Source organism: Pedobacter psychrodurus (assembly GCF_032678585.1).
In the GTDB taxonomy this organism is placed as follows: domain Bacteria; phylum Bacteroidota; class Bacteroidia; order Sphingobacteriales; family Sphingobacteriaceae; genus Pedobacter; species Pedobacter psychrodurus_A.
The window spans coordinates 50,535-63,790 of sequence record NZ_JAVTSN010000036.1 but is presented as its reverse complement, the minus strand read 5'-3'; the positions used below and the strand labels follow the sequence as shown (position 1 = coordinate 63,790).

10 protein-coding genes are annotated in these 13,256 nt (G+C 39.2%); 2 read left to right on the top strand and 8 right to left on the bottom strand.

Features of this window, described 5'->3' with window-relative positions:
• Nucleotides 1–185 precede the first annotated feature (185 nt).
• Entirely contained in the window at nt 186–644 is a 459-nt protein-coding gene (locus tag R2S57_RS21385) for a type I restriction enzyme HsdR N-terminal domain-containing protein (RefSeq protein ID WP_316846992.1), read from the top strand.
• Nucleotides 645–991: 347 nt separating this feature from the next.
• On the opposite strand, the gene R2S57_RS21380 is transcribed toward R2S57_RS21385, so the two are convergent.
• From R2S57_RS21380 to R2S57_RS21365, 4 genes are all read right to left on the bottom strand, one after another.
• The gene (locus R2S57_RS21380; protein ID WP_316846979.1) at nt 992–2,185 is read right to left on the bottom strand and encodes a Gfo/Idh/MocA family oxidoreductase; all 1,194 of its coding nucleotides are present in this window, start codon (nt 2,183–2,185) and stop codon (nt 992–994) included.
• A gap of 324 nt (nt 2,186–2,509) precedes the next feature.
• Nucleotides 2,510–3,874: a DUF1080 domain-containing protein gene (locus tag R2S57_RS21375; protein ID WP_316846978.1), complete on the bottom strand. Its 1,365-nt coding sequence runs from the start codon at nt 3,872–3,874 to the stop codon at nt 2,510–2,512.
• 94 nt (nt 3,875–3,968) lie between these two features.
• Nucleotides 3,969–5,324: a Gfo/Idh/MocA family protein gene (locus R2S57_RS21370; RefSeq protein WP_316846977.1), complete on the bottom strand. Its 1,356-nt coding sequence runs from the start codon at nt 5,322–5,324 to the stop codon at nt 3,969–3,971.
• Between the two features lie 317 nt (nt 5,325–5,641).
• Nucleotides 5,642–8,332, bottom strand: a complete 2,691-nt coding sequence (locus tag R2S57_RS21365; protein ID WP_316846976.1) for a valine--tRNA ligase — start codon at nt 8,330–8,332, stop codon at nt 5,642–5,644.
• A gap of 178 nt (nt 8,333–8,510) precedes the next feature.
• Here R2S57_RS21365 and R2S57_RS21360 point away from each other — a divergent pair, with 178 nt between their 5' ends.
• Nucleotides 8,511–8,924 (top strand): DoxX family protein, encoded by a 414-nt coding sequence (locus R2S57_RS21360; protein ID WP_316846975.1) that lies wholly within the window; start codon nt 8,511–8,513, stop codon nt 8,922–8,924.
• Between the two features lies 1 nt (nt 8,925).
• On the opposite strand, the gene R2S57_RS21355 is transcribed toward R2S57_RS21360, so the two are convergent.
• The 4 genes from R2S57_RS21355 to R2S57_RS21340 form a co-directional block, all read right to left on the bottom strand.
• Nucleotides 8,926–9,561, bottom strand: a complete 636-nt coding sequence (locus R2S57_RS21355) for a Uma2 family endonuclease (RefSeq protein WP_316846974.1) — start codon at nt 9,559–9,561, stop codon at nt 8,926–8,928.
• Between the two features lie 41 nt (nt 9,562–9,602).
• Nucleotides 9,603–10,235: a Uma2 family endonuclease gene (locus tag R2S57_RS21350; protein ID WP_316846973.1), complete on the bottom strand. Its 633-nt coding sequence runs from the start codon at nt 10,233–10,235 to the stop codon at nt 9,603–9,605.
• A 42-nt stretch (nt 10,236–10,277) separates the two neighbouring features.
• Nucleotides 10,278–10,910 (bottom strand): Uma2 family endonuclease, encoded by a 633-nt coding sequence (locus R2S57_RS21345; protein ID WP_316846972.1) that lies wholly within the window; start codon nt 10,908–10,910, stop codon nt 10,278–10,280.
• Nucleotides 10,911–11,074: 164 nt separating this feature from the next.
• A complete protein-coding gene (locus tag R2S57_RS21340; RefSeq protein ID WP_410479096.1) occupies nt 11,075–13,060 on the bottom strand; it encodes a heavy metal translocating P-type ATPase in 1,986 nt (661 codons plus the stop codon).
• Nucleotides 13,061–13,256: the final 196 nt, after the last annotated feature.

Sequence of the window (13,256 nt, the reverse complement as noted above, 5' to 3'; positions counted from 1 at the left end):
TGAGAATTAATTAACTTTGGAGTTGTAATAATTGCTAATTGTTTTATTGTTGCATTGTTAACTGAAAACTGTATTAATGGTTAATCGGTTAATCGTTGAAACTGGTTAACTGCGAATTGTTAACTGAAAACTTTCAACTGTTAACTGAAAACTGCCAATTGCAAACTGAAAACCGCCAACTGAAAATGTTTACCCCTACTCCGCTCAACCTTCCGCCCTATCCGTTTAAAATTACACAGAAAGATGAGGTGGTTTTTATATTCGATGAGCTCAGGAAAAAACATCTGGTGTTAACGCCCGAAGAATGGGTGCGGCAGCATTTTATACAGAACCTGATTTTAGAAAAGAAATTCCCACGCACCTTGATCCAGATTGAGGGTGGTTTGGTATTAAACCAATTGCAAAAGCGTAGCGATATTTTAGTGTACAATACAGCCGGCGAAAAGCTGATGTTAATTGAATGCAAGGCACCAAAGGTAAAAATCACCCAATCGGTATTCGATCAGGCATCGCGGTATAATTCTATCCACCAGGCCCAATGGATTGTGCTCACCAATGGCTTACAGCATGTTTATGCCAAGATGGATCTGGAGAAAGGCAAGTTTAATTTTGTACAGGAAATGCCTGAATATTTGGGATTGTAGTTTTTTTTTGCCACTGAGGCACGGAAAAACATGGAGTTAAATTTACCAGAGATCTGCAACCAATTAAAAAGATCCTTCGTCCCTCAGGATGACAATCATTTTAATTAGGTTTTCTAATCATGCTATTCAACCATCAATAGCAGCAAAAGCCATCCGATTTTAAACCTGATTGACGCGAAAATCCTTTTTTGTCACCCTGAGCGTAGTCGAAGGGCAAAAAAGATTGGAGCAGAAAGCAGGACGAACCTTAAAAAGATCTACTGCAATTGCTTTCCAAAACAAAATGAAAGTAGCATCGTAGTTACCTTCTTGGCCGCTGAGACACCGACCAATAGATGACATGTGATCTATACACTATACTCAGTTTTCCAAACCTGTTTGTTACCGCTATAAATGGCTTCATTGCACATCGCCACGCAAATAGCCGCTTGTGTTCCGGTATTAATATTCGATGCGGGTTCTTTTTTGGTTATTACCGACTTATAAAATTCATCAAGTGCATAATTGGTTCCATCTAAAGTGGCTTTATCCAAAATCGGGATTCCGCCGTCTTTGTTCACCACAATTTTAGTTGCTCCTGTTACGCCGTCAACAATGCCCAAATCTTTTTTGGTACTTTCTTCAGGGTAAAACAAACCCGTGTTGGTAAGCAAAGAAACCGATCCTTTGGTACCTTTTATTTTAAACAGGTAACCATCGTGCGCATTGCCGCAGGTGGCACCAAAGTTGCCGATCATGCCTTTTTCGTTATAACGGAGAATGGCCTGGATATTATCGTAGGTTTCGCGGCCATCTTTAAAAACATCGATACCGCCCGAGCCCATAATTTCGTCGGGCTGTGTTTCGAATGCCCAGTTGATAAAATCGATCTGGTGTGAGAGCAGTTCTGCTGCTAATCCACCAGAATATTCTTTATACATCCGCCAGTTGATTTTCCTTTCTAAAGCGGGATCTGGCACTGCCCTACGCCAGTTGCCATTGCGGTCCCAGCGGCAATCTATCTGCGTTACCTTGCCCAAATAACCACTCTGGATCATATCTTTTACCTTGAAATATAAGGGCGAATAACGGTATTGGTAACCGACCTGAAATATCTGATTGGGGTGTTGCTTGACCACTTTTTTAAGTTCGAGTGCCTGGGCAATATTGTAGGTCATGGTTTTTTCCAGATACACATGTTTGCCTGCGAGTACCGCATCTTTGGCAATTTTGAAATGCTCGCTTAAGGGTGTGGCAATAAAAACCGCCTGAATGGTTTTATCATCCAGCACTTTGTGGTAATCTTTTACGGCTTTAGCATCGGCAGGCACATACTTTTCAGTTTCCTTAAGTCTAAAATCGAGTAAATCGCAATAGGCTTTAATGTTATACTTATTGGGCATCGATTTAATAACCGATAGTACCCCTTTACCCCGATCGCCACAACCAATCATGGCGACATTAATAATTTCATCAGCCATTAAACTGGCAAAGCCCTGGTTACCCAAAAACAAACCAGAGCCTAATAAAGCTGATGTTTTAACAAACGACCTACGCTGCATGATATGTTAAAATATTTTATTTTTAAAATTATAATTTGTAGCGCCAAAACACTACTGCTATTAATGGCAGTCCCGCCAATGCTGCAATCTTTTTGTTGCCTGAATCTGCAATATAATCAGAAATGCAACAAAAAGTATTTTCGCGTTTGTCGGGGCTATTCAATTTCTTTCTGTGCTTAGAAGGTTGCCATTCCGTTCAAGCGGGAATACACACAGATAAAATCCGTGTTTATCCCCGCCTGAACAGTCGGGCAGGTGTGTGCATCTGTGGTTAAAAATTCTTAAAATAACTTAGACCTTCACACTCGTTTCCAGGTCAAAAACTTACAAAGTTTTAATTTTAATCGTCCTAAAATCTACTTTATTGCCATGGTCTTGAAGCAGGATATGACCTTTTGGTGCTTCACCAAAGTTTTTCCAATCCTTATATTTACTAATGGCAACCAATTTTTTAAACTCTTCTGAGCCGCGGGTATATTCTAACACTTTTACGCCGTTTAAATAATGTTCTACTTTATTGTTAGGGTAAACTACCAAACGACCGTTGTTCCAGCTTCCAATTGGGCGCAGGTATCGCGCTTCTTTCTTGGCTGTCATTAAATCGTATAACGAGCCCAAAGTACGGTTTCCATCTCTACCCAACTTTGCATCAGGGTGTAATACATCATCCAAAACCTGATATTCTAATCCGATGGCTGAACCTGTATTTTTTTCGCTTAAGGTAACGAAGTATTTCACGCCACTATTTGCACCTGGAGTAAGTTTAAATTCGAACGACATATCGAAAGCAGCATACTCCTCTTTGGTTACAATATCACCACCATTGGTCGATTCGGCCCCTCCTGATGGCTCTACGCTGATTACACCATCGGCAATTTTCCAACCTTTGGCTGGGAAAGTGGTTTTATAAGCTCCTATCCAGCCAGCATTGCTTTTACCATCAAAAAGCAGTTTATATCCTTCTGATTTTTCGTAAGCAGATAGGGTATTTGGTGTTAAGTTAACGGCATAAACTCCTTTCGGAAAAGCTTTGGCCTTTAAACCCTCTGTTTGGATGTTGATGTTCTTGAAATAAACTTTTTTGCCATCGTTTTCTAAATTATTACCGATACCGTGTACCTGCAAACCAATAAAACCAGTTTTATCCAGGGTATCAATCACATAAGCAACGGGCGTTCCATTTACCCAGGTTTTGGTTTCATTACCAATACATTCGATTTTGTAATGGTTAAATTCGTTCTTTTTATATAAAGGCTTAGCCGAAGGATTAAGTTCTAATGGATATAACCATAGTCTTCTGGCTTCATCGTAAATCCCTCCTGTCCACGCTCTTGGTGTAGGGTCTATTTCTACCTGGCGACCAAAAACCAAACCTTTACCATTATTACCTTCCGGTTTAATGTGGCTACGCGTTTGAATACCCGAATTGGTGGTTTCACCTTCCAGTTTCACATCTAGTTCTAACACAAAGTCGCCATATTCTTTTTCTGTAATCAGGAACGAATTTGGTGTGCCTTTGGTCATCGCGCCTACAATCATTCCATCTTCAACTTGGTATGGGGCAGCACCGGCAACGGCTTTCCATCCGGTTAAGGTTTTACCATCAAATAGTGGTTTTGCTTTTTGGGCAGCAGCTGACAAACTGATCAGGGAAAGGGCTAGAATACTATACTTTTTTATATTTAACATGATTAGATTTTTCTTTCCGTCATTGCGAGGAAGAATGACGAAGCAATCTTTCTTGCGGGATCGATTACTTTACCTCCTACCGACGATATTTTGATTAATATTTAAATACTTTTCCGTTTGCAATTACTTCTTGTTTGCCTTCATCGAAAATTGCTTTTGCGCCTGTTCTTACGGCTGCATTGGTCATGATATTGGCAATAGAATGCGAATAACCAGCTTCTACAGGCGCATTTGGTGTTTTACGGCTTCGTACACATTCCATCCAGTTGCGCATGTGGCCAGAAGTTAACGCATCACCGCCCATATTGGCTCCTGTTGCTGTTTTAATTTCGGTTTTGCTTAAATCAAATTCAGGTAAAAGATTGGCTTTCATACCCATGGCTGCAGCCTCTTCCTGTCTTAATCCTCCTTTTGGTGATACCTTATTAGTGATTAAATTCAGTTCGCCACCATTCGAATAATATACTTCACCTGTACTGCCTACACTATTTTGCATGCGCGAGGTAAAAGTAACCTGGAAACCATCCGTAGTATCGGGCTGACCGTAATCGAATACCGCAACCATCGAATCCCAGTTTCTGCGGCCATCTTTCCAGGTGTAAATGCCGCCATTTGCCACTACACTACGTGGATGTTTCAGATTGGTGAACCAATGTACGGTATCAATCTGGTGCGACATCCACTGCCCTGGCATTCCTGAAGAATATGGCCAGAATAATCTATATTCTAAATATTTTCTTGGATCGAAAGCCTCTGTTGGGCGGTTAAGCAAGAAACGTTTCCAATCGATATCTTCCTCTTTTAATTTGGCCACTAAATCTGGTCTGCGCCATCTTCCTGGTTGGTTTACATTCCAAACTAAATCTACGGCGGTTATCGGTCCAAATTTTCCATCCTGTATAAATTTTGCTGCGTTGGTATAATTTTCCCCACTTCTTCTTTGTGAGCCGATCTGCACAATCTGCTTACTGGCCTTAACGGCTTTTAACGCAGCTTTGGCATCGTCCATGGTTTCGGCAAAGGGTTTCTCTACATAGGCATCGCAACTGGCTTTAACCGCTTCGATGGTATGCAAGGCATGTTGAAAATCGGCGGTACTGATAATTACGGCATCGAGATCTTTGGTTGCATAAAGTTCGTCGTTATTACGGCAAGCTTTTATATCGTGTCCGAATTTTGATTTTAAATGGGCAATTCCTAAATCTCTACGGTAGTTCCATAAATCGGAAAGGCCAACGATATCGAAGTTTAATTCCTTGTTGTGGTTCAGGAAACAAGGCAAAAGTGTGTCTTTAAAGCGATCAGAAAATCCGACAACACCAACACGCACCCGATCATTTGCACCAATAATACGCCCATAACTTTTGGCGCTCATGCCCATCGTACCTGCATAGGTAGCTGCAGCAAATACTGCTGATTGTTTAATAAATTTTCGTCTGGAGTTTTCCATTTGAAGATATGAGGTTAGATTATCACTTAAATAGTTTGCGGTCTGGTAAACCGTTTTAACAAAATCTAAAATATGGTTAATAAAAGCAAACCTTAAATTTTCATAAGTAATATTTTTGAAACCTTATATTAAAGCAATGGATAACTATGGCAATAACCTCAAATAAACATCCATAAAGCTGGTTTATAAGGCAATTGGCTCTCTTTTGTGGATATTAGGAAAACGTTTGAAATAATTAATTCCTCTTCTTGCACTGCACAAAAATGGCCTTTCAGATTATTTTCTAAAAGGCCTTTTTAATGAATAGTATTTATCTTCTAGTTAAGTATTGCCAAACTTTCTTTAATAATTTTAATTTTCGCTTCAGCATCTGCCTTTTTATTACGCTCATTGGCAATAATTTCAGGTTTTGCGTTCTGAACGAAACGCTCGTTACTCAGTTTTGAATCAACTGATTTTAAGAAACCTTGTAAATAAATTAAATCGGCATTTAAACGTTCGCGTTCTGCTTCGATATCTACATTTTCGGTTAAAGGGATAAAGAATTCATCTTTACCCGCCATAAAAGCAGTTGCGCCAACAATTTTATCGTTCACAATTTCAGCTTCAGATACATTGGCCAATTTGAAAACAATATTTAACCATTTCTCGTAATCTAAATCAGAGTTTATTTTAATGCTGAGTGACAAAGCTTCTTTAGGCGAAATCTGCTTCTGATTTCTTACATTTCTAATCTCAGCCACTACGGTCTTGATCACCTCTGCATCCTTCAACAATTGCTCATCAAATGATCCACCTTTTGGAAACTCAGCAACAATACAGCAGTCCATTTCGCCACGTTCGGCAAATAAATCATCATGCCATAACTCTTCGGTTAAGAAAGGCATGTTGGGGTGCAATAATTTGATGATATTTTCGAAAAATCCGATCGTAGCTTTATAACTCTCCGCATCAATTGATTGTTGGTAAGCTGGTTTTACCATTTCTAAATACCAGGCACAGAAATCATCCCAAACCAATTTGTAGGTGATCATTAACGCCTCCGACAGGCGGTATTGTTTAAAATTGGCTTCAATTTCTACTAAAGCTTCGTTAAAGCGGTTTTCGAACCACGATATGGCCTGGGTATTCGGGTTTGCTAAGTTTTCGTCAACTTCCCATCCTTTTACCAAACGGAAAGCATTCCAGATTTTGCTGGCAAAATTACGCCCCTGCTCACAGTAGCTTTCATCGAACATTAAATCGTTCCCGGCAGGCGACGACATTAACATCCCCACACGCACTGCATCTGCACCATATTTTTCGATCAATCCGATCGGATCTGGTGAATTACCCAGCGATTTAGACATTTTACGGCCTAATTTATCGCGTACAATACCAGTTAGATACACATTTGTAAATGGTTTTTTACCCATAAACTCATGTCCGGCCATAATCATACGGGCCACCCAGAAGAATAAAATTTCAGGTGCGGTAACCAGATCGTTGGTTGGATAATAATAATTGATGTCTTTATTTTCTGGGTTTTTAAAACCATCGAAAACTGAAATCGGCCATAACCATGAGGAGAACCAGGTATCCATTACATCATCATCCTGTCTTAAAAAAGGTTCCAACTGATGTTTGAATCCGGCTTTTTCTGTCTCTGCACAGCTTTCATCCAGGTGTTTTTTCTTCCAGAATTCTTCTAAAGCTTCATCTTTCGTTTTGGCAACTACCCAATTTCCTTTATCATCGTACCAGGCCGGTATTCTTTGTCCCCACCATAACTGGCGACTGATGTTCCAATCGCGAACATTTTCCATCCAGTGGCGATAGGTATTCTCAAACTTATTCGGAATCAGGTTTACCTCTCCATTCAGCACATCATCCAAAGCAGGCTGTGCCATTTCTTTCATTTTCACAAACCATTGCATCGAAAGTTTAGGTTCGATAGCGGCATCGGTACGTTCAGAAAAACCAACCTGCGATTTATAATCTTCAACTTTATCCAAATGACCTGCCTCTTCGAGCATTTTGGCGATTTTTTTACGGGCAACAAACCGGTCTTCGCCTACTAAAATAACGGCCAGTTCGTTTAAAGTCCCGTCATCATTTAAAATATCGGTAACTGGTAAATTGTGTTTCACCCCCAGTTCATAATCGTTTAAATCGTGCGCTGGTGTAACTTTTAAACAGCCCGTTCCAAATTCAATATCTACGTATTCATCCTCGATAACCGGAATTTCGTGGTTAACCAGGGGCACAAAAACTTTTTTACCTTTTAAGTGCGTAAAACGTTCGTCGTTCGGGTTAATGCAGATTGCTGCATCAGCCATGATCGTTTCCGGTCGCGTAGTAGCTACAACAAGATAGTCGGGAGTCTGAAGTCCGGAGTCCGAAGTCGTATTGCCTACAATGGTATATCTAATATAATATAGTTTTTGATTTACTTCCTTACGGATTACTTCTTCGTCAGAAACAGCGGTTTTACCAGCCGGATCCCAGTTTACCATACGGATACCGCGATAAATCCATCCTTTTTTATATAAATGGATAAACGAATCGATAACTGCTTCAGAAAGATCTTCTTCCATGGTGAAACGGGTACGGTCCCAATCACAGCTGGCACCCAATTTCTTTAACTGTTCTAAAATAATACCGCCGTATTTTTCTTTCCATTCCCATGCATATTTCAAAAACTCTTCACGCGAAAGATCTTTTTTATTGATCCCCTGCTCCTTTAACATGGCTACTACTTTTGCTTCAGTAGCAATAGAAGCATGGTCGGTACCAGGAACCCAGCATGCATTTTTGCCCTGCATACGGGCTTTCCGGATCAAAACATCCTGGATGGTATTGTTAAGCATATGCCCCATGTGCAGCACCCCTGTAACGTTTGGCGGCGGAATAACGATTGTGTAAGGTTCGCGCTCATCGGGTTCTGAGTGAAAAAATTTCTTCGATAGCCAATAGCTATACCATTTATCTTCTGTTTCTGCAGGATTGTACTTGGTGGATATGCTCATGAAAAATTATTCAATATCAATTTAATTGGCAAAAATACGTTTTTAAGGCCAAAAACTAAAGTAGAAATCGCCTGAAAGCAAGTATAGAAATGAAATTTTATAAATTTAAACGTGAACGATTTAGTTCATCTTTTCATCGATAATTGTATTTTAGTATAGATATAACCTTCAAACGACCATGAATACTAGAAATTCCAATATTGCTTTTGCCATATTACGTGTAACCATTGCTATAATTTTATTATCGCACAGTGTTTTAGGCATATTTGATGGCGGGATTAATGATTTTGGAAACTTTTACCTGAACAAAATAGGCTTTGCTCCTTTTGGAGTCGCTATTGCCTGGACCATTAAACTTTCACACGTGGTTTGCGCCATACTTTTGGTGATGAATAAATATATCCGTCTGGCCTGTTTCGCAACCATATTTGTGTTGATTATGGGTATTATTATGGTCCACTTTAAAGAAGGTTGGTTTGTTGTAGGTGGCGGAAGAAACGGTATTGAATACAATTTTGTACTGATATGTGTATTAACCGCGATCGTGTTTGTTAACTCGGATTCAAATGGTAATACGCAAAAGGAAAAATGAGTTAATCGATATCCTCAAAAACATCATCCAATACCAGTTCGAAACCTGGCAATACGGTTGAGGTAATTTTTTCGCTGAGGGTAAATATTTTAGAGGGTTGGAATTTACCTTCCTCGTTTAAGGTATAGATTAAAATATTCTGATCGCTTTGGCTCACTACCCAGTATTCTTTCACACCAAATTCTTCGTAAACACGGTATTTATTAAGCAGTTCCATTTTGCTATTGCCGGGAGATAGAATCTCGACAACTAGATCGGGTGCGCCGATACAACCACGGGCATCTAGTTTACTTTTATCGCAGATGACGCAAATATCGGGTTGGAGTACAGTAAACACATCCTTATCAGCTTTACTTTCTTTTGGAAAGCGAACATCAAACGGTGCCGCATAAACTTTACAGGGCTTACCCTTTAAAAAATTGATTATAGGATTTAATAAATTAATAGAAACCTCTTGATGAACCCTTGAGGGCGCAGGACTCATTTTAAAGATTTTACCTTTAATCAGTTCTACCCTTTCAGGAAAAAGCCAATTGAGATAATTGGCATAACTATAAGTTAATGATGCATCTAGTTCATTAAACTGCTTAACGGGCTCATCAACGTTTAAAATTGGATATGGAATAGGTTTAGACATAATCGAACTCACTAAAAAAAATTAACAGATAAAATGATGAATTACAAATCCTCAAAAACATCATCCAATGTCAATTCGAAACCTGGCAATACGGATGAGGTAATTTTTTCGCTAAGGGTAAATATTTTAGAGGGCTGGAATTTACCTTCCTCGTTTAAGGTGTATACTAAAATATTCTGATCGCTTTGGCTCACCACCCAGTATTCTCTCACACCAAACTCTTCGTAAACGCGATATTTATTAAGCAATTCCATTTTGCTATTGCCGGGAGAAAGAACTTCAACCACAAGGTCGGGTGCGCCGATACAACCCCGGGCATCAATCTTATTTCTATCGCAGATTACGCAAATATCTGGCTGTAACACGGTAAAGATAGCTTTATCGTTGTTACTTTCCTTTGGAAAACGAACGTCAAAAGGAGATATATAAACTTTACAAGGTTGCTTTTTTAAAAAGTTTCCTAATTTAAGAAATATGTTGCCTATCACTTCTTGATGAACACTTGATGGTGCAGGGCTCATCTTAAAGATTTTACCTTTAATCAGCTCTACCCTTTCAGGAAAAAGCCAATTGAGATAATTGGCATAACTATAAGTTAATGATGCATCAAGCTCATTAAACTGCTTAACGGGCTCATCATCGTTTAAAATTGGATATGGAATAGGCTTAGACATAATCGAACTCACTAAAAAAATTAACAGATAAAATGATGAATTTTACAAATCTTCAAAAACATCATCCAATGCCAATTCGAAACCTGGTAACACAGATGAGGTAATTTTTTCACTTAATGTGAATATTTTAGAAGGCTGGAATTTACCTTCCTTGTTTAAGGTGTAAATTAAAATATTCTGATCACTTTGGCTCACCACCCAGTATTCTTTCACACCGAATTCTTCGTAAACACGGTATTTATTGAGCAGTTCCATTTTGGTATTGCCCGGAGATAAAACCTCGACTACAAGATCGGGTGCGCCGATACAACCACGGGCATCTAGTTTACTTTTATCGCAGATGACGCAAATATCTGGCTGCAAGACAGTATATACATCTTTGTCTGCTTTACTTTCTTTTGGAAAACGAACATCAAACGGTGCTGAATACACCTTACAAGGTTTGCCAACCAAAAAATTACCTAGTTTTAAGAAGATACTACCCGCAACTTCCTGATGCACTCTCGATGGTGCAGGGCTCATCTTAAAGATTTTACCCTTAATCAGCTCTACCCTTTCAGGGAAAAGCCAGTTTAAATAATTGGAATAACTATAAGTTAATGATGCATCAAGTTCATTGAATTGCCTAACAGGCTCATCATCGTTTAAAACTGGATATGGAATAGGCTTAGACACAAACGAATATACTAATTTTTATAGTAATTTGTTGCGCTTTTTTTCAACACATCTTACTTACTATCAATAGGTTTTAAGTTTGAAATTGGCAGATATCATTAAATTAACGATCAAGCAAATCAATGTTTTAATCTAAAGTCGCTACTCCAAGGTCAGTTAACCAATTAAGGAAATTTCATTTTCTGTATCCTTACCGCATTTAAAATGGCCAAAAGCGCAACCCCAACATCGGCAAATACGGCTTCCCACATGGTAGCAATGCCGCCTGCACCTAAAATTAAAACCAATGCTTTTACCGCAAAGGCCAAAACAATATTCTGAATCACCACATTTTTGGTTGCCTTGCCGATTTTAATCGCAGTCGCAATTTTAGAAGGCTGATCGGTTTGAATAACCACATCTGCAGTTTCAATAGCCGCATCACTTCCCATTGCGCCCATAGCCATACCAATATCACTAATGGCCAAAACCGGCGTATCGTTTATCCCATCGCCAACAAAAGCCACTACTTTGCTTTTATCACTTTTGATTTCTTCCAGTTTGGCCACTTTATCTTCGGGCAGTAAGTCGCCAAAGTAAGTATCGATGCCCAAACTTATTGCTACTTTTTTAACGATCGATGTTTTATCACCGCTTAACATCACCACCTGTTTTATTCCACTTTCATGGAGCTGTTTAATGGCTTCTGCCGAATCCTCTTTTATTTCATCGGCAATTAAAACATAACCAACATATTTCTGATCAATGGCCACCACTACGATACTTTCTTCAATGTCCTTTATGCTGGCATCAAACTCAATTTTGAATTTCTCCAAAAGTTTGACATTACCTGCTAAAACCTCTTTCCCATTTACCAATCCCTTCAAGCCCATTCCGGCAATTTCTTCGATATTTTCGGCCGGATGGATTTCTTTTTCGCCAGCATATTCCACTATTGCTTTCGCAATGGGATGGGTAGATTTGGCTTCAACAGCGGTTAATAAGTTTAAAAATTCCTTTTCATCAATACTGCTTTCTACTTTCTGTACTTTAAAAACACCTTTTGTTAAGGTTCCGGTTTTATCCATCACCACAGTATTCAATTTGGTAATTAAATCCAGAAAGTTAGAGCCTTTAAAAAGAATGCCATTGGCTGATGCGGCGCCGATTCCGCCAAAATAACCCAGTGGAATAGAAATAACCAGTGCGCAAGGGCAAGATATCACCAGAAAAACAAGCGAGCGGTACAGCCAGGTTTGAAAATGGTATTCGCTACCTAAAACCAGAATCGGGATAGTAACCAAGGCTAGTGCTAAAAAGAAAACTATCGGTGTATATATTTTAGCAAACTTGCGGATGAACAATTCTGTTTTCGCTTTGCGGGTGGTGGCATTTTGAACCATTTCCAATATGCGCGACAATGCGCTATCGGCAAAAGCTTTAGTTACCTTTACTTCGATTACTTTATCTAAATTAAGCATCCCTGCTAAAATCGGCTCACCTTTATTAATCGTACGGGGTTTACTTTCACCAGTTAACGCGGCGGTATTAAAACTGCTTTTATCGCTGATCAATTCGCCATCTAAAGGAATTTTCTCGCCAGCTTTAACCTGTATGGTTTCGCCAATTTCTACTTTTTCGGGATTAACATCCTCATATTTCCCATTGCGCAATACATGTGCTACATCGGCACGCACATCGAGCAAAGCTTTAATATTTCTTTTCGCACGGTTTACCGCGGCCATTTGAAACAGTTCGCCAATGGTATAAAAAAGCATTACCGTTACACCTTCTGGATACTGGCCAATGCCAAAGGCACCAATAGTAGCGATCGACATTAAAGAGAATTCGGTAAAAAAATCTTTGGCTTTAAAAGTCTCCCAAACCTCGCGCAAAACCGGAATACCCACAGGTAAATATGCCACGATATACCAATAAGGCCTGATGATCTGGAATGCACGCACTTTGAAAAGATTATCAAAAGCGATTCCGATCAATAACATAACCAATGTTACAATGGCCGGAAGGTAGGTTTTAAAAGCCGATGGATCGCCGCCATGGTCGTGGTCGTGCTCATCACCATCTTCATGCGCATGATCATGGTTATGTTTTGGTGCCGGATGTACTTTACTGCTGCAACAGCTATCTTCTTTATCGTGGGAGTGACTCATTATATATGCTTATAACATCATTTATCAGTTGAATAAACCGAATTGGTTTTAAAAACCTTCGGGGTTTAGCCAATTATGTTCAAATTTATGGAAAATAAAATGCTTTATCCCGAATCATTCTTAATAGCAATATTTTTCACAAGCACACAATAAATTTTGTTAAAAAATGTTAATAGTGTATAAAAGATTTAAAATC

What these genes read in the sequence shown, in the direction of transcription:
- R2S57_RS21365 (WP_316846976.1), bottom strand. Translation starts at nt 8,332, where the DNA reads ATGAGCATATCCACCAAGTACAATCCTGCAGAAACAGAAGATAAATGG.
- R2S57_RS21340 (WP_410479096.1), bottom strand. Translation starts at nt 13,060, where the DNA reads ATGAGTCACTCCCACGATAAAGAAGATAGCTGTTGCAGCAGTAAAGTA.
- R2S57_RS21370 (WP_316846977.1), bottom strand. Translation starts at nt 5,324, where the DNA reads ATGGAAAACTCCAGACGAAAATTTATTAAACAATCAGCAGTATTTGCT.
- R2S57_RS21350 (WP_316846973.1), bottom strand. Translation starts at nt 10,235, where the DNA reads ATGTCTAAGCCTATTCCATATCCAATTTTAAACGATGATGAGCCCGTT.
- R2S57_RS21385 (WP_316846992.1), top strand. Translation starts at nt 186, where the DNA reads ATGTTTACCCCTACTCCGCTCAACCTTCCGCCCTATCCGTTTAAAATT.
- R2S57_RS21355 (WP_316846974.1), bottom strand. Translation starts at nt 9,561, where the DNA reads ATGTCTAAACCTATTCCATATCCAATTTTAAACGTTGATGAGCCCGTT.
- R2S57_RS21375 (WP_316846978.1), bottom strand. Translation starts at nt 3,874, where the DNA reads ATGTTAAATATAAAAAAGTATAGTATTCTAGCCCTTTCCCTGATCAGT.
- R2S57_RS21380 (WP_316846979.1), bottom strand. Translation starts at nt 2,185, where the DNA reads ATGCAGCGTAGGTCGTTTGTTAAAACATCAGCTTTATTAGGCTCTGGT.
- R2S57_RS21360 (WP_316846975.1), top strand. Translation starts at nt 8,511, where the DNA reads ATGAATACTAGAAATTCCAATATTGCTTTTGCCATATTACGTGTAACC.